The 22,803-nt window shown below is 74.3% G+C and carries 25 protein-coding genes; 13 read left to right on the forward strand and 12 right to left on the reverse strand.

What is annotated here, in order from left to right:
* Nucleotides 1-146: 146 nt before the first annotated feature.
* Entirely contained in the window at nucleotides 147-404 is a 258-nt protein-coding gene (locus ACIHEI_RS21040) for a hypothetical protein (protein ID WP_396607664.1), read from the reverse strand.
* Nucleotides 405-538: 134 nt separating this feature from the next.
* On the opposite strand from ACIHEI_RS21040, the gene ACIHEI_RS21045 reads away from it, so the two are divergent.
* Entirely contained in the window at nucleotides 539-874 is a 336-nt protein-coding gene (locus tag ACIHEI_RS21045) for a cupin (protein WP_387638917.1), read from the forward strand.
* Nucleotides 875-881: 7 nt separating this feature from the next.
* Here ACIHEI_RS21045 and ACIHEI_RS21050 read toward each other — a convergent pair whose 3' ends face one another.
* A complete protein-coding gene (locus ACIHEI_RS21050; protein WP_396607665.1) occupies nucleotides 882-1,463 on the reverse strand; it encodes a TetR/AcrR family transcriptional regulator in 582 nt (193 codons plus the stop codon).
* Between the two features lie 109 nt (nucleotides 1,464-1,572).
* On the opposite strand from ACIHEI_RS21050, the gene ACIHEI_RS21055 reads away from it, so the two are divergent.
* From ACIHEI_RS21055 to ACIHEI_RS21070, 4 genes are all read left to right on the forward strand, one after another.
* Complete coding sequence (locus tag ACIHEI_RS21055) at nucleotides 1,573-3,105, forward strand: MFS transporter (RefSeq protein ID WP_396607666.1); 1,533 nt, start codon at nucleotides 1,573-1,575, stop codon at nucleotides 3,103-3,105.
* A gap of 142 nt (nucleotides 3,106-3,247) precedes the next feature.
* Complete coding sequence (tatA, locus tag ACIHEI_RS21060; RefSeq protein ID WP_387860935.1) at nucleotides 3,248-3,523, forward strand: Sec-independent protein translocase subunit TatA; 276 nt, start codon at nucleotides 3,248-3,250, stop codon at nucleotides 3,521-3,523.
* A gap of 165 nt (nucleotides 3,524-3,688) precedes the next feature.
* Nucleotides 3,689-5,002, forward strand: a complete 1,314-nt coding sequence (locus ACIHEI_RS21065; protein WP_396607667.1) for a hypothetical protein — start codon at nucleotides 3,689-3,691, stop codon at nucleotides 5,000-5,002.
* Nucleotides 4,999-5,499, forward strand: coding sequence for a potassium channel family protein (locus ACIHEI_RS21070; protein WP_396607668.1), 501 nt, complete (start codon nucleotides 4,999-5,001; stop codon nucleotides 5,497-5,499). Before ACIHEI_RS21065 ends, ACIHEI_RS21070 begins: the two co-directional genes overlap by 4 nt.
* A 9-nt stretch (nucleotides 5,500-5,508) precedes the next feature.
* Here the strand turns inward: ACIHEI_RS21070 and ACIHEI_RS21075 are convergent, their stop codons facing one another.
* From ACIHEI_RS21075 to ACIHEI_RS21090, 4 genes are all read right to left on the reverse strand, one after another.
* Nucleotides 5,509-7,029, reverse strand: coding sequence for a protein kinase (locus ACIHEI_RS21075; protein WP_396607669.1), 1,521 nt, complete (start codon nucleotides 7,027-7,029; stop codon nucleotides 5,509-5,511).
* A 106-nt stretch (nucleotides 7,030-7,135) separates the two neighbouring features.
* Nucleotides 7,136-7,273, reverse strand: coding sequence for a hypothetical protein (locus tag ACIHEI_RS21080; RefSeq protein ID WP_387638937.1), 138 nt, complete (start codon nucleotides 7,271-7,273; stop codon nucleotides 7,136-7,138).
* 274 nt (nucleotides 7,274-7,547) lie between these two features.
* Nucleotides 7,548-8,468 carry a hypothetical protein gene (locus ACIHEI_RS21085; RefSeq protein WP_396607670.1) on the reverse strand — a complete coding sequence of 307 codons (921 nt, stop codon included), beginning with the start codon at nucleotides 8,466-8,468 and terminating at the stop codon, nucleotides 7,548-7,550.
* Nucleotides 8,465-9,199, reverse strand: coding sequence for an RNA polymerase sigma factor (locus ACIHEI_RS21090; protein WP_396607671.1), 735 nt, complete (start codon nucleotides 9,197-9,199; stop codon nucleotides 8,465-8,467). The genes ACIHEI_RS21085 and ACIHEI_RS21090 overlap by 4 nt, the downstream gene beginning before the upstream one ends.
* Nucleotides 9,200-9,500: 301 nt before the next feature.
* Here ACIHEI_RS21090 and ACIHEI_RS21095 point away from each other — a divergent pair, with 301 nt between their 5' ends.
* From ACIHEI_RS21095 to ACIHEI_RS21105, 3 genes are read left to right on the forward strand one after another with little or no spacing between them, the layout of a single operon-like run.
* The gene (locus tag ACIHEI_RS21095) at nucleotides 9,501-10,190 is read left to right on the forward strand and encodes a hypothetical protein (protein WP_396607672.1); all 690 of its coding nucleotides are present in this window, start codon (nucleotides 9,501-9,503) and stop codon (nucleotides 10,188-10,190) included.
* A 54-nt stretch (nucleotides 10,191-10,244) separates the two neighbouring features.
* Complete coding sequence (locus ACIHEI_RS21100) at nucleotides 10,245-10,982, forward strand: tyrosine-protein phosphatase (RefSeq protein WP_396607673.1); 738 nt, start codon at nucleotides 10,245-10,247, stop codon at nucleotides 10,980-10,982.
* Nucleotides 10,983-11,035: 53 nt separating this feature from the next.
* On the forward strand, nucleotides 11,036-11,728 hold the full coding sequence (locus ACIHEI_RS21105) for a class I SAM-dependent DNA methyltransferase (protein ID WP_396607674.1): 693 nt from the start codon (nucleotides 11,036-11,038) through the stop codon (nucleotides 11,726-11,728).
* Nucleotides 11,729-11,859: 131 nt separating this feature from the next.
* Here ACIHEI_RS21105 and ACIHEI_RS21110 read toward each other — a convergent pair whose 3' ends face one another.
* Nucleotides 11,860-12,354, reverse strand: a complete 495-nt coding sequence (locus ACIHEI_RS21110; protein ID WP_387638951.1) for an NUDIX domain-containing protein — start codon at nucleotides 12,352-12,354, stop codon at nucleotides 11,860-11,862.
* Nucleotides 12,355-12,441: 87 nt separating this feature from the next.
* The gene (locus tag ACIHEI_RS21115) at nucleotides 12,442-12,720 is read right to left on the reverse strand and encodes a hypothetical protein (RefSeq protein WP_387638954.1); all 279 of its coding nucleotides are present in this window, start codon (nucleotides 12,718-12,720) and stop codon (nucleotides 12,442-12,444) included.
* Nucleotides 12,721-12,847: 127 nt separating this feature from the next.
* On the opposite strand from ACIHEI_RS21115, the gene ACIHEI_RS21120 reads away from it, so the two are divergent.
* Entirely contained in the window at nucleotides 12,848-15,304 is a 2,457-nt protein-coding gene (locus ACIHEI_RS21120) for a YbhN family protein (protein WP_396607675.1), read from the forward strand.
* Nucleotides 15,305-15,314: 10 nt separating this feature from the next.
* On the opposite strand, the gene ACIHEI_RS21125 is transcribed toward ACIHEI_RS21120, so the two are convergent.
* Nucleotides 15,315-15,542, reverse strand: a complete 228-nt coding sequence (locus ACIHEI_RS21125) for a hypothetical protein (RefSeq protein WP_387638959.1) — start codon at nucleotides 15,540-15,542, stop codon at nucleotides 15,315-15,317.
* 134 nt (nucleotides 15,543-15,676) lie between these two features.
* Between ACIHEI_RS21125 and ACIHEI_RS21130 the strand changes: the two genes are divergently transcribed.
* The 4 genes from ACIHEI_RS21130 to ACIHEI_RS21145 all read left to right on the forward strand — a co-directional run bounded on the left by ACIHEI_RS21130 (nucleotide 15,677) and on the right by ACIHEI_RS21145 (nucleotide 19,740).
* Nucleotides 15,677-17,203, forward strand: a complete 1,527-nt coding sequence (locus tag ACIHEI_RS21130; protein ID WP_396607676.1) for an ATP-dependent DNA ligase — start codon at nucleotides 15,677-15,679, stop codon at nucleotides 17,201-17,203.
* Nucleotides 17,204-17,331: 128 nt separating this feature from the next.
* On the forward strand, nucleotides 17,332-17,934 hold the full coding sequence (locus tag ACIHEI_RS21135; protein WP_387638965.1) for a superoxide dismutase: 603 nt from the start codon (nucleotides 17,332-17,334) through the stop codon (nucleotides 17,932-17,934).
* 79 nt (nucleotides 17,935-18,013) lie between these two features.
* Complete coding sequence (locus tag ACIHEI_RS21140; RefSeq protein WP_396607677.1) at nucleotides 18,014-18,907, forward strand: RNA polymerase sigma-70 factor; 894 nt, start codon at nucleotides 18,014-18,016, stop codon at nucleotides 18,905-18,907.
* Nucleotides 18,908-18,954: 47 nt separating this feature from the next.
* Nucleotides 18,955-19,740 carry an SDR family oxidoreductase gene (locus ACIHEI_RS21145; protein WP_396607678.1) on the forward strand — a complete coding sequence of 262 codons (786 nt, stop codon included), beginning with the start codon at nucleotides 18,955-18,957 and terminating at the stop codon, nucleotides 19,738-19,740.
* A 109-nt stretch (nucleotides 19,741-19,849) separates the two neighbouring features.
* On the opposite strand, the gene ACIHEI_RS21150 is transcribed toward ACIHEI_RS21145, so the two are convergent.
* The 3 genes from ACIHEI_RS21150 to ACIHEI_RS21160 form a co-directional block, all read right to left on the reverse strand.
* Nucleotides 19,850-20,449 (reverse strand): hypothetical protein, encoded by a 600-nt coding sequence (locus ACIHEI_RS21150; protein ID WP_396607679.1) that lies wholly within the window; start codon nucleotides 20,447-20,449, stop codon nucleotides 19,850-19,852.
* Nucleotides 20,450-20,459: 10 nt separating this feature from the next.
* Nucleotides 20,460-21,197 carry a hypothetical protein gene (locus ACIHEI_RS21155; protein WP_396607680.1) on the reverse strand — a complete coding sequence of 246 codons (738 nt, stop codon included), beginning with the start codon at nucleotides 21,195-21,197 and terminating at the stop codon, nucleotides 20,460-20,462.
* Between the two features lie 475 nt (nucleotides 21,198-21,672).
* Complete coding sequence (locus tag ACIHEI_RS21160; RefSeq protein WP_396607681.1) at nucleotides 21,673-22,428, reverse strand: ATP-binding cassette domain-containing protein; 756 nt, start codon at nucleotides 22,426-22,428, stop codon at nucleotides 21,673-21,675.
* Nucleotides 22,429-22,803 lie beyond the last annotated feature (375 nt).

Here is a 22,803-nt window from a genome sequence, read left to right on the forward strand (position 1 = left end):
CTGTTTGCTGGGGGGTCGTGGCCCCGCCCGGGGGGGGGGGGGGGGGGGGGGGGGTGGGGGGGGGGGCGGGGGGGCGGGCCGCCCCCCCCCGGGGGGGGGGGGGGGCGGCCCCCCGGGGGGGCCCCCCCCCCCCCCCACGTCCGCGGTCAGTTCGCACTGGAGCGCCAGGCCTCCAGTCCGGCCGCCGACGCGGCCTTCGCCTGGTGCAGGGTGCGCTGCGCGAGCGCGGCCGGATGGGTCTCCAGCTGCTGGATCCAGCCCCGGCCCGCGTTCGCCAGGGTCACGCAGACCAGGACCGTGCCGGTCAGTCCTACGAGGGCGCCGATGCCCGTGAGGGCCACGCCGACAGTGAGCATGCCGCGGTTCACCTGAAAACCGTCGATGAATTTCTGATTGGTCGCCATAGCACCACCATCGGGCCGCCTCCCGGGCCCCGCACGCCGAACGGGCCCCGCGTTGCCCCCTGCGCGTGGCCCAGCGCGCGCCGCCCGCCAACCCTGCCTAGGGTCGGCCCCGGGGGCCGAAGGAGGAGAACGCGATGACCGAGCAGCCGGCCCGGATCGACCTGAACGCGCTGGCCGAGGAGCACGCCGCCAAGGCCGCCACCAGCCCGCACGGCCGCAGCGCCCACCTGCTGCTGCACGACGGCGTCCTGCGGCAGACGGTGATCGCGCTGCGTGCCGGGGCCTCGCTGGACGAGCACAACGCCCCGGTCGCCGCCAGCCTCCAGGTGCTGCGCGGCCGGGTCGCGCTGACCGTGGCCGGCCGGCAGCAGGACGCGTCGGCGGGCGAGCTGCACTCCGTCCCGCAGGAGCGGCACGGCCTGCTCGCCCACACCGACGCGGTGGTGCTGCTCACCGCCGTCACCGCCTGACGCCGCCTCAGGGCCGGCCGAGCACCTCGCCGGACACCAGCGCCATCGCCCGCAGGTAGTCCTCGCCGCCGGGCACCCCGTCCGGGTCGATCAGCCAGTGCGCGGCCTGGCCGAGCAGCAGCGACTGGTAGAACACGCCCTTGGCGAGCTCGTCCGGGGTGTCCTCGTGCTCGGCCTTCCCCTGGAACAGCGCGGCCAGGCCGAGCCGGCCCAGCTTCTGCGCCTCGGCCAGCTGCTCGCGCAGCTTCGGCAGGTTCTCCAGCTGCCCGAGGATCTCGAACTGCACCGTCCACAGGCCCCGGTGGGTGGCGAAGCTGTCCCGCATCGCGTCCCAGGAGCGGACGAACCGCTCCTTCGGGTCGGCGATGTCCGCCGAGGAGGCCAGTGCGGAGCCGATGGCGCTGCCCCACTCCCCCATCGCCTCCACCAGCGCCTGGATCAGCAGCGCGTCCTTGGAGCCGTAGTGGTAGCCGATCGCGGCGAGGCTGACGCCCGCCCCGGTGGCGATGTCCCGGGCGGTGGTGCGCCCGTAGCCCTTCTCGTACAGGCAGTGCTTGGCGCTGGCCAGCAGGTCCTCGCGATTTCCCATGCGCCGATGCTACGGCAGTCCAAGACGGTTGTCTTGCTCGAACGTCTGGCACATTCGATTTAGACGCTTGTACTAGACAGCCGTGCAAGACGTCCGTACAGTCCTCGGCATGACCTCCGACCACGGCCGCGCCGGCCGACGCGAATGGCTGGGCCTCGCCCTCCTCCTGCTGCCGACCCTCGTCCTCGCCATGGACATGGGCGTGCTGTTCTTCGCCGTCCCGTTCATCGCCACCGACCTGCGGCCCAGCGGCACCCAGCAGCTGTGGATCATGGACATGTACTCGTTCCTGCTGGCCGGGCTGCTGATCCCGATGGGCGCCCTGGGAGACCGGATCGGCCGGCGCAAACTGCTGATCGGCGGCACCGCCGCCTTCGCCGCCGCCTCGCTGGTGGCCGCCTGGGCGGACGGGGCGAACCAGCTGATCGCCGCCCGGGCCCTGCTGGGCATCGCCGGAGCGGTCTTCGGGCCCTCCACCCTGGCCCTGGTGCGCAACATGTTCCCGGACGCCAAGCAGCGGCAGGCCGCGATCGGCGCCTGGAGCGGCGTGATGATGGCCGGCGCCACCCTCGGGCCGGTGGTCGGCGGGCTGCTGCTGGAGCACTACTGGTGGGGCTCGGCCTTCCTGATCGCCGTCCCCGTGATGCTGCTGGTGATGGCCGCCGCGCCGTTCCTGCTCCCCGAGTACCGCGCGCCGCAGGAGGGCCGCTTCGACCTGCTCGGCGCCGCCCTGTCCATCGGCACGGTGCTGCCGGTCGTCTACGGCATCAAGACCCTCGCGGTGGACGGCTGGAGCCCGCTCCCGGTGCTCGTCCTCGTCGCCGGCCTGCTGATCGGCGCCGGCCTCGCCGTGCGGCTGCGCACCGCCGCGAACCCGCTGCTCGACCTCTCGCTGTTCCGGATCCGCACCTACAGCGGGGCGATCACCGTCAACACCATCGCGATGTTCGCCATGATGGGCTTCTGCCTCTTCACCTCCCAGTACCTGCAACTGGTCAAGGGCTACGGCCCGCTCGCCGCCTCGCTGTGGGCGCTGCTGCCCAGCGTCGGGGTCGGCGCGGCGGTCGGCGGCTTCGGCGCCCTGGCCGGCAGGGTGCGGCCCGCGATCCTGCTCACCAGCGGCTTCCTGGCCAGCGCCGTCGGCTTCGCCGCGATGGCCTTCGTCGTCCCTGGCTCCTCGCTGGCCCTGCCGCTGGTCGCCGCCGGGATCATCGCCGCCGGCGCGGTCGGCACCGTCAGCATCACCGGCGAAATGGTGCTCTCCGCCGCCCCCGCCGAACGGGCCGGCGCCGCCGGGGCCACCTCCGAGACCGCCCAGGAACTCGGCAGCTCGCTCGGCATCGCGGTGCTCGGCGCGGCCGGCGCCGCGATCTACCGGGCCCGGATGGACGGCTCCGCCCCCGACGCCGCCCGCGACACCCTCGGCGGGGCCGTCACCACCGCCGCCCGGCTGCCCGCCGACGCCGCCGACCGACTTCTCGCCACCGCCCGCGACGCCTTCACCGCCGGAATGCACGTCGCCGCGGTGGTCGGAGTCCTGGTGATGCTCGGCGCCGCCCTCGCCGCCCACCTGCTGATGCGCCACCTGCGCCCCGTCGGGCAGCCCGCCGCGAGGAACTCCCAGGTGGTACAGACCACATGACCCGTATCACCTGCATTTCGGCCGCTGTTTGCCAGCGGGTGTATACGTTCGCCGATAACGCCAGGCATACTGGCCGAGTCGGGCGTTCCGTCCGGCCCAGACGTCACAGCGAGAACTTCCACGAAAGGACCGGTGGTCAGGGATGTTCCGTAACGGTCTTGAGCCCTGGCACATCGCCATCATGGTGGTGGTGCTGGTCCTGCTGTTCGGCTCGAAGAAGCTGCCCGAGATGGCCCGCGGCCTCGGCAAGTCGATGCGCATCCTGAAGGCCGAGACGAAGGCCCTGCGCGAGGACGACGCCCCCGCCGCCGAGGCGCAGAACGGCACCGCCGCCTCGCAGGCCGAAGCGCCCCGCCAGGCCGTCGAGCCGACCGTCGTCACCAAGGCCACCGAGACGCCCAAGTCGACCACGGCCTGACGCCCGCCGGCCCCCCGGGCCGACGCCACAAGGTCTTCCGGAGCCCCCGCACCGCCCCTCGGCGGTCCGGGGGTTCCGGCATGTCGGCGCACTCCGAGTGGCTGGCGGTTTTGTTCGGGTATCTCCTGGTATTCACCTGACGGCGGATCACCTGGGAGCACACTGATGACGGCCGAGTCCCCGGACGAGAACGAAGTCGCCGCCCTGCGCGCCAGGGTCGCCTCCCTGGAGTCGCAGGAGAAGCCCCACCGGCACCGGGTCCGGTCGTTCTTCGCCGTCGTGCTGATCGTGCTGGCCGCGCTGCTCACCCCATTGGCGGTGGTCGCCTCCTGGAGCCGGGCGCAGGTCACCGACACCAACCGGTTCGTGGCCACGCTGGCCCCGCTGGCGTCCGACCCGGCCGTGCAGGGCGCGGTCGCCAACCGGGCGACGACCGCGATCATGCAGCAGCTGCCGATCTCCGACCTGCTGAACGAGGTGGCGCCCCCCGACCGGCCGGCCCTGAACGCCGCACTGGGCAGGATCGGGCCGGCACTGACCGACGGGCTGACCGGGTTCGTCCACGACCAGGTGCTGAACGTCGTCCAGTCGGACGCGTTCGCCGGCATCTGGGAGAACATCCTGCGCAACGCGCACGCCACGTTCACCAAAGTGCTGACCGGGCAGGGCGGCGGCGCCGTACAGGTCAAGGGCGACACCGTCACCCTCGACCTGGCGCCGGTGATCACCCAGGTCAAGGACCGGCTGGTGGCGAACGGGGTGGGGCTGGCGGCGAAGATCCCCGAGACGCACACCGACTTCGTCCTGGTGCAGTCGGACGCCGTGAAGAAGGCCCAGACCGGGCTGCGGCTGCTCGACGTGGCCGGGCTCTGGGTGCCGGTGCTGGCGGTGCTGTGCGCCGTCGGCGGCATCCTGCTGGCGGTGCACCACCGCCGGGCCACCGTCGGGGCGGCGCTCGGCATGGCCTTCGCGGCGGTACTGCTCGGCATCGGACTGACCGTGTTCCGGGCGCTGTACCTCGACAAGCTGCCCGCCGACGTCGACCAGGCCGCCGCGATGGCGGTCTACGACACCCTGGTGCGCTACCTGCGGGCCGCCGTCCGGATGCTGCTGGCGCTGGGCATCGTGATCGCGCTGGCGGCCTGGCTGACCGGCTCCGGCCGGCGGGCCGGCTGGGTGCGGCAGCTGTGGCAGGCCGGCCTGGGCGCCGTCCGGCGGGCCGCCGAGGGCATCGGGATGCGGCTCGGCCCGGTCGGCCGGTTCGTGCACCGGCGGAAGGCCTGGCTGGGCTGGGGCGCCGTCGCGGTGGCCGCGATCGTGCTGCTCACCTGGGGCTACCCGACAGCGGCGGTGGTGCTCTGGATCGCGGTGGTACTGCTGGCCGGGCTGGCGGTGCTGGAGTTCCTCGACACCCCGGCCGACGAAGCCGCCAACCACCCCGGTGACGGCGACGGCGACGGGAAGGCCGCGCCGGCATGAAGGCGCTGGCCCGGATCTATCTCGCCCTGCTGGGCGGGCCGGTACTGCTGCTGACGGCCTACTTCGCGGTGCCGCTGGACCGGTTCGGACCGAAGCACCCCCTGTTCAGCTGGCTGACCTTCGGAGTCCTGCTCACGCTGCTCGGGGTCGGCCTGCTGCGCGAGGCGCGGCAGCAGATGCTGGGCCGGCCGGGGCGGCACGCCCCGGTGATCCTGACGCTGCTCTCCGGAGCGCTGGTGGTGTTCTCGGCGGCGTACCTGGGGATGTCCAAGCAGCCGGGCGAGCTGGTGGGCCTGGACACCAAGGTCGACGCGCTGTACTTCACGGTGATCACCATGGCGACCGTCGGCTACGGCGACATCCACCCGTCCGGGCAGGTGGCCAGGATCGTGGTGATGCTCCAACTGCTGTACACCCTGGTGTTCCTGACCACGGGTGTGACGGCGCTGTCCCGCCAGGTGAAGACCCAGGCCATCAAGCGGGCCCGCAACGGCTGAGCCTTCCGCCTACTGCTCGTCCCGGGAGGCCTGCGAGTGCACGGCGGAGATCAGCGCGTTCAGGCGGTTGTTCCATCCGTTCAGCGTGGAGTTGTCGACGGCCTTGTGCTTCCCGAGGTCGCGCAGCACGCGCTGGGCGTCCTTGAGGGTGCTCTCGGCGTCGTCGGGGCGGTGGTCGCCCACGGCCTGGGTGGCCTGGTCGAGGAGGTTCGTCAGGGTGTCCTGGCGGTCGCGTTCGCGGGCGAAGGCGGCCTGGGCGATGTCGGCGCGCAGCTGGGCGATCTGGGAGGCCACGGTGGGCTTGGCACTGGTGGACGGCTTGGCGCTCGCGGACGGCTTGGCCGAGGCGCTCGTGGACGGGGAGGCCACGGGGGCGCTGCTGCTCGCGGCGGGCGGCGAAGCGGAAGTGGCGGGCTGGGCCGCCGGGGTGGAGTCGCCGCCGCTGAGCGAGAACGCGGCGATGCCGGCCACGCAGGCGAACACGGCGGCGCCGACGCCCGCGTACACCAGCGGGTTGCGGCCGCGCCGGGGCGGCGGCGGCTCCTCCTCCCGGCGGGCGGACATCGGCATCGGCATCGGCGGGAGCACCGAGGTGCGGTGCTGCTCGGTCCACGGCCGGTGCTGCGGGGGCGGCGGCACGGCCCCGGGGACGGGCGGCAGCACCTGGGTGGCGGCGCCGAGCAGTTCGGCGGTGCGGTCGGCGGGAGTGGCCGGGACGGCGGCGAGCAGCTCGGCGGCGGCCGCGTTCGCGTCGGCGGGGCGTTCGGCGGCGTGCTTGGCGAGCAGCCGCAGGATCGCGGCGTCCAGCGCCGGCGGCACGTCGGGGCGGACGGCGGTGACCGGCACCGGGTACTCGGTGACGTGCTTGAAGGCGATCGCGACGGGGGTGTCGGCGGTGAACGGCGGTGCGCCGGTGAGCATTTCGAACAGCACGCAGCCGACGGCGTACAGGTCGGCACGGGCGTCGACCTCACCGGCGGTGGCCTGCTCCGGCGAGAGGTAGGCGGCGGTGCCCACCACCGAGGCGGCCTGGGTGAGCTGCTGGCCGGAGGAGGAGCCGACCCGGGCGATGCCGAAGTCCACCACCTTCACCCCGCCGTCGTGGGTGATCATGATGTTGCCGGGCTTGATGTCGCGGTGCACCAGGCCCTGGGCGTGCGCGGCGGCCAGCCCGTCCAGCACGGCGGCGGCGATGCCGACGGCGCGCTCCACCGGCAGGGTGCCCAGGTCGGCGATCAGCTTGCCCAGGGTGTCGCCGTGCACCAGCTCCATCACCAGGTACGGGGAGCCCTGGTCGAGGCCGGAGTCGAAGACCGTGACGATCCGCGGGTGCGACAGCAGCGCGGCCAGCCGGGCCTCGCGGGCGAACCGCTCGGCGAACCGGGGGTCGTCGGCGAGCCCGCCGTTGAGCACCTTCACCGCGACCGGGCGGCCCAACTGGTGGTCCAGGGCCCGGTAGACGGTGGCCATCCCGCCGACGCCGAGTATCTCGCCGAGCTCGTAGCGCCCGTTCAGCGCGCGTCCGATCATCGGATACTCCCCTCACCTCGGTCGGGCTCCCGTGAACCATAGCGGGCACCCGCCCGCGTCGTGCCGCGGGCGCTGTACCGGTCCGGCTACGGCCCGCCCGGGTCGGTCAGGGGCGCTGGACCAGCAGGGCGGCGATCAGGGCGGCCAGCGCGGCGGTGAGCAGGGCGCGGGCGGTCCGCGGCGAGCCGTGCACGGCCAGCCGGGCCGCGCGCTCGGCGCGGGGCGAGGTACGCGGGAAGCTCATCGCCAGCTCGCCTGGCGGTGCGTCAGGTCGGTCACCGGGGACTCCAGAGGTTTCGGGCGGGACGCCGGGGTGAGCCCCGGACGGACGGTGGACCCGGGGGAGTTCAGCCGTCCGTCCGGAGCGGTTCCGGACGGCCGCGGACCCGGGGGAGTCCATGGGCCGACCGGAGGGGTTTCCGGACGGGCGGGGCCCGGGGGAGCCATGTCGCCCGTCCGGAGTGCGGTCCGGGCGGCCGGCGGACACAGGGGAATCCGCCGGCCGTCCGGAGTCGGTGTCAGTCCTGGTCGTCGCCCCCGCCCCTGGACTGCTGGTTGCCGCCGCGACCGGGCCGCCCCGACCAGGGGGCCGACGCGGACCCGGACGGGCCGGCCGACGGACGGCCGCGGCCGTCGCCGTTCTGGCCGTTACCGGTCTGGCCGTTCTGCCCGTTGCCGGTCTGGCCGCTGCCGGTGCGGTCGCCGTCGTTCCGGTCGCCGCCGTGGGCGGCGAGCTGCGCGCAGTACCCGGTCACCTTCTCCGCGGCGCCGGCCGCGCGCAGCAGCTCGGCCAGCGCCGGGTCGGCGGCGGCCTCCTTCGGCTTGGCGCCGGACGAGACCCGCGTCGTGAAGCCCCGGCACAGGGTGGCCAGGTCGGGCGCCTGCCCGGGGTCGGCGGACGCCGGGCCGGACGGCCGGTCGGACGCGCCGCCCGGGCGGGTGGCGGCGTTGGACGGCTTGGCGGTGCGGCTCGGGGTGCCGGTCGGCGATCCGTCCGGCGCGTTCGGGGACGACGCGGGCGCGGCGGCGGCCGGCGGGGCCGGGGCGGGACCGCCCAGGACCTCGGGCAGCCGGCCCGTCCCGGCGGCGACGGCGACTCCGCCGACGGCGGTCACGCCCAGCGCGACGGCCATGGCCTTCGCGCTGAGGGCCCGCGCGAGCGCGGTGTCCGCCATCTTTCGTCTCCGGTGCTGACTGGGGGCCGGCTGGCGACGAGCCTGCCGGAACGCGGCCATGGCCCCCTCTTCGCCGGGCAGCGGACCGTCGTCCGCCGGCCCGGTCGCCGCGGCGGCGGCGAGCAGTGCGGCGAGCTCGGGCCGTCCTGGCGCGGGCTGCTGCCCGGCGGAGGGGTCCTGACCGGCCTCCGGGTCGACCGTCGTGCCGCGGAGCAGCTGCTCCGCGGCGGCGCGATCGATCCGGCGGGATCGGTTGGTGCTCATCTCATATCCCTCAGCGTCGGCACCTGCGCCGGTGTCACACCCTGCGCGGAGATTTTTTTCCCGGCCCCCCGACGGGGCAGCCCGGCGACCGCTCCCCCGGTCTGGTCAAGCGTCTTGGCGAGCCGCCGCAGCCCCCGGTGCGCGGCCATCCGGACGCTGCCGGCCCGTTTGCCCAGCACCTTCGCGGCGCTCTCCGCGTCCAGCCCGAGCACCACCCGCAGCAGCACCGCCTCGGCCTGGTCGGGCGGCAGCGAGGCGATCAGCGCGAGCGCGTCGGAGGTGGCGACGGTGGTCATCGCCTGGCCCGCGGTGTCCTCGACGGCGGCCAGTTCGGCCAGGTACTCCACCGGCAGGTCGGCGACCGGCCGGCGGCGCACCCGGCGCAGGTGGTCCATGGCGCGGTTGCGGGCGATGGTCGCGGCCCAGCCGCGGAAGCCGTCCGCGTCGCCCCGGAAACCCGGCAGGTCACGGGCGATCTGCAGCCACGCCTCGGAGGCGATGTCCTCGGCGTCCTCGGCCTTGCCGCCGACCAGTACCCGCAGGTAGCGCAGCAGCCCGGGCTGGACGGCCCGGAACAGGACCCGGAACGCCTCCTCGTCGCCGTCCTGGGCGGCCAGGACGGCGGCGGCGAGATCCGCCCGCCGGCCGGCCGGGCGGTCCGGCGCGTCCGGACGGCCGCGCCGGTCGCCGTCGCCCGCCCCGTGGTGTTCAGCACTGTGCACCCGCCACATGATGCGCCATCCGGGTGCCCGGCCCAGCCGCGGGGCGTGGCACGGGCGGTGACGGAGCGGTGGCTGCCCGGTGTGGGGCCGGGTGCCGCCGGGTGTGCGCGCGGTGCAGGCCGACGGGCCGTCAGCTTCGGGACCAAGGACCCGGCCCGGGCCGACCTTCGTCCCGCCGGCTGCTGTCGTTCGCCCGCGGATTCGCCCCACTCCCCCGCCATACGGTGCAAATAGGGACATTCCGTCCCGATCCGGAGCCCGGCGGCCGCCCGCCCGCTCCGCTGCACGAGCCATCGAACCGGGAGACGCCATGAGCACCGCCCAGGAGCTGTACACGACGGGAATCCGCGAGCACTTCGCGCCCGCCCTGCGCGCCCTGGGCCTCCAGGGCTGGCGCCACTCGTTCTCGCTGCCGGACCGCGACCGGTGGGCGGTGCTCGGCGTGCAGGCGGTGCACGCGGACGGGCGGGTGCGCTACACCGTCAACCTCTCCGTCACCGACAAGGCCGCCTGGGACCGGCGGAGCATCCGCCCCTGCGCCAACACCCCTACGGGGCTTGAGCGTTGGCGCGCCCCGATCGGCGAGGTGATGCCGGTCGGCGGCGAGGTCTGGTGGGAGGTCGCGCCCGGCCCGCGCTGGCTGGTCGCCGTCGAGGACTCGGTGGCCGCCGTCCGCGGCTACGCGCTGCCCGAACTGCGCCGCCGGCTGCGCCCCGACGACCGCGGGCCCTACCTGCTGCCGGCCGCCCTCGACGGCGTCAACAACGCCCTCGCGATCGCCGGCGTCGCCCGCATCCAGCGCGCCGAACTCACCGGCCACGTCCTCGAGTTGCACGGCGCGTGGAGCCGCCATGACCCGGCCGCCCGGCAGGTCCTGGCCGGCGCCGCCCGCGGCTTCCTGTCCGTCCGCGACCGGCGGTTCCGGCTGGTCCGGGCGCTCGACACCCTCGGCCGCCCGCTGTGGGAGTTCCCGGCCGGGAACCACGGCGAAGCGGACTGAGTCCTTCTCAGTACCGGCACGCGCCGGCACAGAAACACCTCCGGGGGGAAGCACATGACGGGGACCGCCACGACGTCCGCGCCGACACTGTCGCACGAGCAGCGCCGACTCGACTGGGACGGCTGCCTGAACGTCCGCGACCTGGGCGGCCTGCCCACACGCGACGGCCGGCTCACCCGCACCGGCGCGATCGTCCGCGCGGACAACCTCGACCGGCTCACCGCCGAGGGCCGCAGCGCCCTGCTCGACTACGGCGTGCGCACCGTCATCGACCTGCGCAACCCCGTCGAGTACCGGCCGCTGCTGCCCACCCCCGACACCGTCGACCTGGTCCGCGTCCCGCTCGACGCACTGGCCGGCCCCGACTGGTGGGCCCGCTTCGGCGCCCTCGACGGCACCCCACTGTCCTTCCGCCCCTACCTCGACCACTGCCGGGACGCCGTCGCCCAACTCGTCACCGCCGTCGCCCACGCCCGGGAGGGCGGCATCGTCGTGCACTGCGGCGCCGGCCGCGACCGCACCGGCCTGGCCGCGCTCGTCCTGCTCGCCCTCGCCGGCGTCGAACCCGCCGCGATCGCCGAGGACTACCTGCTGTCCGCCGCGAACCTGCGGCCGCTGTGGACCCTCCTCGACCGCCCCTGCGAAGAGGCCGACATCGCCCGCGTCCTCGCCGACGCCGGCACCACCGCCGAAGGCGCCCTGCACGCGGTGCTCACCGAATTCGACGCCGCGCAGTGGCTGCCCGCCGCCGACGTCGCCGCGCTCCGAACCCGCCTGCTCTCCGCCAACTGACACCCCATCAAATGGTTCGCGCCCCACGGCGGGCGCGAACCATACTGCGCCGCATGGTGGACTTCTCCGTTTTCGACACCCGCGGCTACCCGACCGTCGACGTCCGCACCGGCTACGCCGGCTGGGTCGACAGCTACGAACAGACCGTGCAGGATGCGATGGACCTCGACGTCCTGGCCCGACTCGCCGTCCCCGCCTGGTCCGGCGCCCGCACCGCCGTCGACCTCGGCTGCGGCACCGGCCGCACCGGCGCCTGGCTGCGCGACCGCGGCGTCGGCGCGATCGACGGCGTCGACCTCACCCCCGAGATGCTCGCCCGCGCCCGCGAACGCGGCGCCCACCGCACCCTCACCGAGGCCGACCTCGCCGCCACCGGACTGCCCACCGCCGCGTACGACCTGGCGGCCTGCTCCCTGGTCGACGAACACCTCGCCGACCTCACCCCCCTCTACCGCGAGGCCCACCGCCTGGTCCGGCCCGGCGGCCTGTTCGTCCTGGTCGGCCTCCACCCCGCCTTCATCATGTCCGCCGGCATGCCCACCCACTACGACGGCCCCGACGGCCCCGTCGCCATCACCACCCACGTCCACCTGGTCAGCGACCACCTCACCGCCGGCCTCGCCGCCGGCTGGCACCTCGCCGAAATGCGCGAACAGACCGTCGGCGACGACTGGATCGCCCTCAAGCCCAAGTGGTCCCGCCACCGCGGCCAGCCGGTCTCGGCGGCCTACGTCTGGCAAGCGTGAACCCAGGGGCGCGTGGGGGCACCTCCCAGCCCCCTAGGGCTGGGGGAGAACTGCGCGAAGCGGAAGGACCCAACCGCAAGATCGTGACGCCGAACAATGACTTGCACGCGCTCGCGACCGTCCAGACCCGCTCAGAACCCCGAGTTCGGCGCCGTCACCACCCGCGTCCGCCCATCCGCCCTCGCAGCCAGCCCCGCCTCCAAGCGGAGCGCCCTCGCCGGCCCGAGCAGGGCCATCGCCTCGGGGACGGTCGCCCACCGGTACGCGTCCAACTCGCCGGCCGGCAGCGCGATGGGGGTGTCCGCCGGGAAGACGCCCAGGTCGAAGAGGAAGTGGCAGGCGGGGTGGCCGAGTTCGCCGCTGGGGTGGGTCCAGGCGACGGCCAGCAGGTCGCCCGCCTCGCGGTGCAGCCCGGTCTCCTCGTGGAGTTCGCGGGTGGCGCACTGCTGCGCGTTCTCGCCGAGGTCGACGGTGCCACCGACGAACTGCCAGGCGTCCCGGTAGCCGGCCTTGACGATCAGGACCCGTCCGTCGGGGTCGGTGATCAGGCAGCCCGCGGCGGCGTACACGCGGGGCAGGGAGGCGAGCCAGTCCTCACGGGAGGCGAACTCGGGGGCGTCGGCCATGTCACTCCTTCGGCGGGGGTGGGGGCGTGCGGCCCCACTCTCCCACCCCCTCCGAGGCGCGTGCATCGAGGTCCCGCGCCGGACGGCTCAGTGTTCGGAGTGCCGTTCCGCGCCGCGGTGCCGGTGTCCGGGCAGTTCGGTGTGTGCGGCGGGCCCGTCGGCCGGGCCCGCCGTGGCGGGTGTCCGGCGTCCGCCGTGGCTGAACACGGCGTCGCCCGGGTAACCAGCCGTCTCGGCGGCGCGCGTGGTGTCGGTGTGCAGTTGCGGCGCGAGAGGTGCCGGGTCGGCCTCCATGGTGCGGTCCTGAAGCACCTGATGGCTGCCCTCGCGGAGCCTGATCATCCCGTCGGTCGGTTGCTTGGTCATCGCCGGCCTCCCTTCATCGGCTTCGTCAGCCCGATATGCCCATTATCGGCCCGTATCCCTCGCGACGCCTTGAACTCCCTTTACCGAAAGGCCAGCTCAGGCCCCCCGCGATATGGGACCATGCCCCGTGGCCACGGTGATACAAGCCGACGAATCCCAGGAACAGCGCACCGCACAATCCGCCCCGCGCGGCGGCCAGACGGACCGGGTCCGGCACCCGGCCGCCCTGATCCGCCTGGTCTCCGGGTTGTGCTGGATCGCCCTGGTGTTGCTGCTGGCGGGCTACGCCCGCTCCTCCGCGCTCGGTCTGGACACCGACGTCTCGCGCGTCACCGACCAGATGCCCTGGCCGCCGGTCAAGCTCGCGGCCGCGCTGTGCGGCGGCGCCCTGCTGCTGGTGCCGCTGGGCTACGCCGTCGACCGGCTGCTGCACGCCGACGGCCGCCGGGTCGCGGACGGTGTCCTCGCCGCCGTCGTCGCGTACGGCCTCTCGCTTCTCCTGGACCTGCTGGCCGGCGACCTCACCACGCTCACCCACCCGCTGTCCGGCGGCGACGGCCGCACCGACCCGGTGTACGGGCACCTCGCGCCGGTGCTGGCGTTCATGACCGCGATCGGCACCACCGGCATGCGCCGCTGGCGCAGCGCGCTGGCCGTCACCCTGACGCTGTCCGGCCTGTCCGGGCTGATCACCGGGTACGCCACCCCGCTGTCGCTGGTGCTGTCGCTGCTGCTCGGCTGGACCACCGCGCACGCCACCCGGTACGCCGTCGGCGAGCCGGTCGGCACGCCCACCGAGGACCAGATCGCCGCCGCGCTGACCGCCTGCGGCGTTCGCCCCGACGCGGTGCTCGCGCTCGGCCCGAGCCGCTACCTGGTCACCCAGCACGACGGCCGCCCCGACCTGGACGTCCATCTGCTCGACCGGCACGTCCAGGCCAGCGGACTGCTCGGCCACCTGTGGCTGGCGCTGCGCCTGCGCACCGCGCCCCGCCCGCTCGGCCTGCGCCCGCTGCGCGCCGGGCTCGAGCACCAGACCCTGCTCGGTCACGCCGCGGCCGCCGCGGGCGTGCGCACCCGCACGCCCGTCGCCGCCGTCGAGCTGGGCCCGGACGCCGCGCTGGTCGCCTACCGGCGGATCGACGCCCGGCCGTTCGCCGAACTGTTCACCGAGTGCACCCCGGCCGCTGCCGGTGCAGAACCGGCCGCCGAGCCCGAGATCACCCCCACCGACGCGGAACTGCGCGACGCCTGGCAGCAGTTGGCGCTGCTGCAGCGCCGCCGGATCGCGCACCGCTCGATCTCCCCGCAGACCGTCCTGCTGGACGCCGAGGGCCGGGTCCACCTGGTCGGCCTGGCCCGCGGCGAGATCGCGGCCAGTGACCTGCTGCTGCGCCTGGACGTGGCCGGCATGCTCGCCGTCCTCGCCGTGCACGCGGGGCCGGAACGGGCGGTGCGGGCCGCGATCGACGTGCTCGGCCGGGGCCCGGTCGGCGCCGCGCTGCCGCTGTTGCAGCCGATCGCCCTGGCCCGCGACACCCGCGCCGCGCTCGCCCAGCACAAGCAGCTGGCCGGCGAACTGCGCGCCGAGGTGCAGCGGCAGATGCCGCAGGCCGCCACCGAACCCGTCCGGCTGGAGCGGGTGCGCCCGCGCACGCTGCTCAGCATCGTCGCCGGGGTCGCGGTCGGGTACGCGCTGCTGAACTTCCTGTTCAACACCAACGTCAACCCGGTCACGCTGGTCGCCGACTCCGACCCGCTGTGGCTGGCCGGCGCGGTGCTCTGGGCCGCGGCCAGCTACCCCGTCGCGACCTTCGCGTTCAGCGGTTTCGTCCCCGAGAAACTGTCGTTCCGCTCCACGCTGGCCGCCCAGGTCGCCGGCGCCTTCGTCAAGGTGGCCGCCCCGGGCGGTGTGGGCGGCCTCGCCCTGAACACCCGCTACCTGCAGTGCGCGAACATCCCCACCGCGCAGGCGATGTCCAGCATCGGCGTCAGCCAGCTGTTCGGCCTGGTGCTGCACATGATGCAGCTCGCCGTGTTCAGCGCCCTGGTCGGCGTGGACACCACGTCCGGCGACGACTCCTCGGCCCTGACCGGCGGCTGGGTGGTGTGGCTGGCCGGGTTGGCCGCCGCGGTCGTCGCGGTGTCGATCGCCGCAGTGCCGTCGCTGCGGCGGCGCGCCCAGACCCTGCTGCGGCCGCTGCGCGCCGAGGTACTGCCGCGCCTGCTCGACCTGGCCCAGCGGCCCGGCAGGCTCGCCACCGGCGTGGCCGGCCAGCTGCTGGTGTCGATGTGCTTCGTGGCCTGTCTGTACTGCTGCACCCGTGCGGTCGGCCAGCACCCCGGGTTCAACGCCGTCGCGGTGAGCTTCCTGGCCGGCAACGCGGCCGGCAACGTGGTGCCGACGCCGGGCGGCGTGGGCGGCGTGGAGGGTCTGACCGCAGGCATGCTCAAGGCGACCGCGGGCCTCGATTACGGCACCGCGTTCGCCGCGGTGATGCTGTACCGGCTGCTCACTTTCATCCTGCCGGTCCTGCCGGGCTGGGCGGCGTTCACCTGGCTGAAGCGCCGCCGGGCGATCTGACCCGCTCCGGTCACTCGCCCCGGTGGTCCTCGTCCCCCACCGCGACCTCCCGGACCTGCTCCACCGCGTCCCCCTCGGCCGCCGGTGCCGCCCCCAGCTCACGCTGCCGCCGCAACACCTCCAGGTCATCCACCTCCGGCTCCACCGCCTCCCGCTCCGCGTCCCCCGCATCCAGCACGGTCGGGGTCGGCTCGTCGACGTCCTCGGGGTATTCGGGGTTCTCCGCATTCAGGCGCATACCACCAGTATCCGGCGCAACCCCGCATAACGGTCACCTTTGGAGCGGCGGGTCTCGCACCCGCGCGGAGCGCGTGCGCCCCGGGTGCGCTCGTACGGTGGTCGGTGGGGCCCGTGTGGTGGAAGGTGGTCGGGATGCTGGTGGCGGAGGTGGCCGGGGCGTCGGCGCGGTTGGCGGGGACGGCGGCACGGTCGGAGAAGGTACGGGTGCTGGCGGAGCTGTTCGGGCGGGTGTCGGCCGAGGAGGCGCCGCTGGTGGTGGCGTACCTGGCGGGGCGGTTGCCGCAGCGGAAGGTCGGGGTGGGGTGGCAGACCTTGCGGGAGCGGCCGGAGCCCGCCGCCGGGGCGACTCTCGGGGTGCTGGAGCTGGACCGCCGGCTGTCCGCCCTCGCGGCCCTCGCCGGTCCCGGCTCGCAGCGCGAACGCCGACGCCAGGTGGGCGAGTTGATGGCGCTGGCCACCGGGCAGGAGCAGCACTTCCTGCTCGGGCTGCTCTCCGGCGAGCTGCGCCAGGGCGCGCTGGACGCGGTGGCGGTGGAGGGCCTGGCGGCAGCCGTCGGCGCACCGGCGGAGGCGGTTCGGCGGGCACTCATGCTGTCGGGCGAACTCGGGCCGCTGGCGGGCCGGTTGGTCGAGCAGGGCCCGGCCGCGCTGGACGCCTTCCGGCTGACCGTCGGCCGCCCGGTGCAGCCGATGCTGGCGCAGAGCGCGAAGGACGTCGACGAGGCTCTGGACCGGCTCGGCCCGTGCGCGGTGGAGGAGAAACTGGACGGCATCCGGATCCAGGCGCACCGGCACGGCGACACGGTGCGCCTCTACACCCGGACGCTCGCCGAGATCACCGCCCGGCTGCCCGAAGTGGTCGCGCTGGTACGGGAGTTGCCGCAGGAGCGGCTCATCCTCGACGGCGAGCTGCTGGCGTTGGACGAGGAGGGGCTGCCGCGGCCGTTCCAGCAGACGTCCGGCCGGGTCGGCTCGCACGGCGAGCACACCGAACTCCCGCTGTCCGCCGTCTTCTTCGACCTGCTGCTGACCGGCGACCGGGACCTGCTGGGCGCCCCCGCCGCCGAACGCCGCGCCGAACTCGCCGCCCTGGTCCCGGAATCCGCCCGGGTCCGGCACCTCCGGGTGGACGACCCGTCCGATCCCGAACAGCGGCAGCTGGCCCGCGAGTTCACCCGCGCCGCGACCGCCGAGCACCGGCACGAGGGGGTGGTGGTGAAGTCGCTGGACGCGCCGTACAGCGCGGGGCGGCGCGGTTCGTCCTGGCTGAAGGTGAAGCCCGTCCACACCCTCGACCTGGTGGTGCTGGCCGCCGAGTGGGGGCACGGGCGGCGCACCGGCCGGCTGTCCAACCTGCACCTCGGGGCGCGGCGGCCGGACGGAACGTTCGCGATGCTCGGCAAGACGTTCAAGGGCCTCACCGACAGTCTGCTGGAGTGGCAGACGGCGCGGCTGCGGGAGTTGGCGGTCCGCGAGGAACGCTGGGGTGTGGTGGTGCGGCCCGAGCTGGTGGTGGAGATCGCCTTCGACGGCGTCCAGCGTTCCAGCCGCTACCCGGAGGGGGTGACGCTGCGCTTCGCCCGGGTGCTGCGCTACCGGGAGGACAAGCGCGCGGCCGAGGCGGACACGGTGGAGTCGGTTGCAGCGCTGCTTCCTTGACGGCCCATGGCATCGGAGGAGCCCCAACGAAACCCGCCCTTAATGCCCCATCATCGCTCTTGCAAGCAAGTTGCAATAGGGTGGCCCTCGCAACGGATCATCCGTCGACCGAGAGGGGCTGCTCACCCATGGGTGCCTACACGCTGCCTGACCTGCCCTACGACTACTCCGCCCTGGAGCGGGCGATGTCCGCCGAAATCCTGGAGCTCCACCACTCCAAGCACCACCAGGCGTACGTCAACGGCGCCAACCTGACGCTGGAACAGCTCGCCGAGGCCCGCGACAAGGAGCAGTTCGGCTCGCTGGTCGGCCTGCAGAAGACCCTCGCCTTCAACCTGTCCGGCCACGTCCTGCACTCGCTGTTCTGGCAGAACCTCTCCCCCGAGGGCGGTGACCGCCCGGACGGCGCGCTCGCCGACGCCATCGCCGAGCACTTCGGCAGCTTCGAGGCGTTCAAGCAGCAGCTGACCACCGCCACCGTCGGCGTCCAGGGCTCCGGCTGGGGCATCCTCTCCTGGGAGCCGCTCGGCAAGCGCCTGATCGTCGAGCAGGTCTACGACCACCACGGCAACGTCGGCCAGGGCACCGTCCCGCTGCTCGCCTTCGACGCCTGGGAGCACGCCTACTACCTGCAGTACAAGAACGTCCGCCCCGACTACGTCACCCGCCTCTGGGACGTCGTCAACTGGCAGGACGTCACCACCCGTTTCACCGCCGCCACTTCCGCCTGACGGCCGCACCTCCGCCGGGGCCCGCCACCGCGGCAGGCCCCGGCTCGGCCGTGCGCACGGCCCCGCTACCGTGGGCGGCATGAACGCGGCACAGGAGTTCGAGACCCACCGGCCGCGGCTGTTCTCGCTCGCGTACCGGATGCTCGGATCCGCCGCTGAGGCCGAGGACGCCGTGCAGGACGCCTATCTGCGCTGGCACGGGGCGCTGCGGGAGCAGATCGCCGCGCCCGGGCCGTGGCTGAACAAGGTGCTCACCAACCTGTGCCTGAACCGCCTCACCTCCGCCCGGGCCAGGCGCGAGGAGTACCCGGGCACCTGGCTGCCCGAACCGGTCGCCACCGGCGCCGGCGCCCTCGGGCCGATGGAGCACGCCGAGCAGCGCGAGGCGGTGTCCTTCGCGGTCCTCACCCTGATGGAGCGGCTCACCCCGCCCGAGCGGGCCTCGGTGGTGCTGCGCGACGCGTTCGGCTACAGCCACCGCGAGATCGCCGGTGTCCTGGACTGCTCCGAGCCCGCCGCCCGCCAGCTCTACCACCGCGGCCACCGGCACCTGACCGACGACGCCCCGCAGCCCGCACCCGACCCGGCCCAGAACGCCGCCCTGCTGCAACGCTTCCTCTCCGCCGCGGCCGACGGCGCACTCGACCGGCTCGAACAACTCCTCGCCGAACAGGTCGTGGTGTGGGCGGACGGCGGCGGCAAGGTCCGATCCGCGCTGCGCCCGGTGACCGGCCGGGACAACGTCTCCCGGTTCCTTGCCGGGCTGTTCGCCCGCTTCACCACCGGCGTCCGGTTCGAGGCCGCCGAGGCCAACGGGCTTCCGGCGATACTCGGTTGGGAGGGCGACCGGCTCACCTCGCTGGGCTCCATCGATGTCGGCCCGGACGGCGTCACCACCGTCCGGATCCTGCGCAACCCCGACAAACTCGCCCACTTCGCGGCCCACCACCGCCCGCTGTCACAGAACGCCTGACCGCCCGGTTCCTTCCTGTACCGACCCTCCTGGAAGGAACCACCACCATGAACGACCGCACCCTGCTGGTGACCGGCGCGACCGGCGTACTCGGCCGCGAAATCCTGCGCCGGGCGCACGAAACCGGCTGCCCGGTCCGCGCCCTGACCCGCCGCACCACCCCGCCGGACCTCCCGGGCGCGACCGGCACCGACTGGCGCACCGGCGACCTCGTCACCAACGTCGGCCTGGACGCCGCCCTGATCGGCGTCGACACGGTGATCCACTGCGCCAGCGACCCGCGCCGCCCCAAGGACGACCTGCCGGCCTTCCGCCACCTGCTCGACGCGGCCCGCCGGGCCGGCGTCCGACACGTCGTCAACATCTCGATCGTCGGAATCGACCAGGTCCCGCTGAAGTACTACCGCGTCAAACTGGAGGTCGAGCGCCTGCTCGCCGAGTCCGGCCTCGGCTGGACCAACCTGCGCGCCACCCAGTTCCCCCAGCTCCTGGAGAGCATGCTCACCACCCTCGCCCGGCTGCCCGTCCTCCCGATGCTCGCCGGCACCCCCTGCCAGCCCGTCCACCCCGCCGAGGTCGCCGACCGCCTGGTGACCCTCGCCCTCGGCCAACCCGCCGGCCACGCACCGGACTTCGGCGGCCCCGAGATCCACCCCTCCACCGAGCTCGCCGCCAGCTGGCTCCGCGCCACCCACCCCCGCCGCCGCCGCGTCCTCCCCGTCCACCTCCCCGGCCGCCTCGGCACCGCCCTCCGCCAGGGCCACCTCACCACCCCCGCCCACCCCGACGGCACCACCACCTGGTCCGACTACCTCGCCACCCGCCGCGCCTGACCTCCCCGGGGCCGCACCCACCCTCCCGTGCGGCCCCGATCAGCGGTCCAGGAACACTCCTGATGCGGCCGACCGCGCAGCGCCTTCAGCAGGGTTCCGCCGCCGCCGCTCACCGACGGCGCGCCAGCGCCCGCCACCGCCACGGCGTCAGCCACCAGGCCGCCGCACCCACCGCGAGCGAACCCGCCGCCAGTACCCAGCAGGCCGCACTCCGCGGGTCCGCCCACGGCCAGTTCCACCAGCGCACCGCTCCGGACGCGTCCCAGCCCAGGTACGTCAGCGGGAAGAAGGTGGCAAACGGCAGGACCCAGACCTGCCGACGCCCGAACAGTCGCCCCGAGAGCACCGCGAGCCCGCACCAGATCAGCACGGCCCGCCCCACCATGACCGCGCTCGCCGGACCGGAGACGATCGCCTCCACGCCGCCCGCCAGGCCCAGCGCCACCGCCCCGGCGGCCAGCAGCTGGACCCGTTCGGCCCGCCGCATCCGGAGCCCGCCCACCGCTTCCCAGCTGTCCATCCCGCTGTGCAGTGATCCCGCCACCAGTGCCGCCCAGACGGCGGCCAGCACCATCCGCAGCTGCATGGTGCTGTCGCCGTACGCCCCGGGAAGCGCCATCGCGACCGAGCCGAACCACAGCTGGGCACCCGTCAACCCCGCGGCGGCGAGCGCCGCCCAGCCGGCCCGACGCGGGCGCGCGAACAGCATCAACCCGTTCTCAGCCACAGTCGCCGCCGCGCGGCAGCCGCTGGTCCACCCAGGCGAGCTGCACCTCCTCGGGCTGGGCGACCAGCCGCCCGACCGCCTCCTGGTCGACGCCGGGCGGCCCGCCATGGACACTCGCCGGAACGCCGTGACCCGCGAACCGGGCGGTCAGCCAGGCGATCAGCTCCCACTGGCCGGCCCCCTCCCGCCCGCACGACAGCGGGACCGTCTCCGCGGCAGTCCCGATCGCCATCGCCGTCGCCACCTCCCAGACCTCGCCCTCCCGCAGGACGAACCCGTTCCCGCGATCGAGCTCCCGCCCGTCCAGCCCCTCCTCCGCGAACTGCGCCGGCACCCGGAACCGCCCGGCGGGAAGCGCCGCCGCCCGCTCGGACAGCTCCCGCAGCTCGGGCAGGTAGCGCCGGTTCTCCGGCCACACGCAGATCTTCGGCACCCCGTCGGTGCACAGCGGACGGGAGGGCGCAGACCGCTGCACCACCAGCGGTCCGGCAAGCGCCCACAGCACCAGCGAACCGGCCAGGGCCAGCACCCCTCCCGCCGTGCCGAACGCCCTGCCGCGCCACTTCGGCCCGTGCCCCTCGGTGCGCACCTGCCGTCCGGCACCCACGGCGAGCCCGACCAGCGCCAGCGCGGCGGCAGCCCGGGCGAGCAGCGGCCAGGCCACGACCGTCCGGGCCGGATACCCGGACAGCGCGACGAGACCGACACCCGGTGACGCGCCCTGCGGCACGAACCGACCAGCCCGAGAAACACCAGGCACCCCAGCGTGCACACCACCGGAACGGCGAAAAGCGACCGGCCCCCGCGCCCCGCCAGGTGCCCCAACGCCGTGCACCCGGTGATCAGCACCGCCCCCAGCAGCACGTAGCCGGGCCACCAGAAACTCGGCCCGCCGTCGCGCACCGTCACCGCGACCGCGGTCAACACGCCGACCGCGTACGCCGCCAGACCGTACGTCAGGGCTGCCGCCACCTGCACGGCCTCGATCCGCCACGACGGCCGGGCCACGGCGAAGCCGACCACCACACCGGCACGGCGCCGGGCGGCCGCCGCCCAAGCCGCCGCACCCGCCATCGCCGGCCCGAGGTAGAACGCCGGGATCTGCGCGGCCGCACTGGCCTGCGACCACACCCCGATCCACGATCTGTCCCGCCCGAACAGCACCAGCAGCGGCGAGCGGCGCAGCTCCGTCCGGTACGCCCGGCTCATCGGCCCACCGCCTGCCGCCCGTCGAGGGCGCGCATGTAGCCGCGCTCCAGCGGGCTGTCACCCGGATCGCCCGGACGCGCCAACGCCGCCAACTCCCCCGGCGTGCCCCGGAAGACGAGACGTCCACCGTCCATCACCGCGACCTGGTCGCACACCGCCGCGACGTCCTCCACCAGGTGGGTGCTGAGCACCACGCCCGCCCCGGCCAACGAACGGATCAGGGCGCGGAACTCCAGCCGCTGCGCCGGATCCAGACCGACCGTGGGCTCGTCCAGCAGCACCACCTCGGGCTCGCCCACCAGCGCGGCAGCGATCCCGGCCCGGCGGAGCATCCCGCCGGACAGCGACTTCATCCGGGCCCGCGCCCGGTCGCCGAGCCCGACCGCCTCGACCGCCTTCCGGACAGCCTCCGCTGCCCGCGCGTCGGGCACCTCGCGCAACCAGGCGCAGTAGCGGACGAACTCCTCCACCGTGTACCCCGGGAAGTACCCGAAGTCCTGCGGCAGAAAGCCGATCCGCCGCCGGGCCACCCGCGCCGCCCGCTCCGAATCGACCGGTTCCCCGCACACCTCCAGCGTCCCGCCGAGCGGCGGCGCCACCGTGGCAAGCGTCCGTAACAGGGTGCTCTTCCCCGCCCCGTTCGGCCCGAGCAGCCCCAACACGCCTTCCCCGACCGCCAGATCCAGCCCCTCGATCACCCGCCGCCCCCGGTACCCCTGCACCAGCCCGACCACCCGCACCCTCGGCTCCACGCCGCGCCTCCCCACCTCAGCCGCACCTCACAGCGCCCCCTACGACACACCACCGCCGCCTTCCCACAGGCCGGGGAACGCCAAAAGGCCCAGGTCATCACTGAATGACCTGGGCCTCTCTCTGAGCCGCCTATGGGATTCGAACCCATGACCTACGCATTACGAGACCACGAGCATCCGTGTTGTGTGGTGCCGCCCTGTGCCACCCCGTGATGTTTTGGCTGATCAGAGCATGTGCGGCAGGTTGGTCCGTGTCGCCTCGTGCTATGTCGTTCAAAGGCGTCCGTCCACCGGCTGTCCACCGAGGCGGCCCAGGTCGGGCCCTTGGGACTGACCGCGACGGTTGTCAACCCCCTACAGTCTGCCAGACAGGCC

The organism is Kitasatospora sp. NPDC051984 (assembly GCF_044593455.1).
In the GTDB taxonomy this organism is placed as follows: domain Bacteria; phylum Actinomycetota; class Actinomycetes; order Streptomycetales; family Streptomycetaceae; genus Kitasatospora.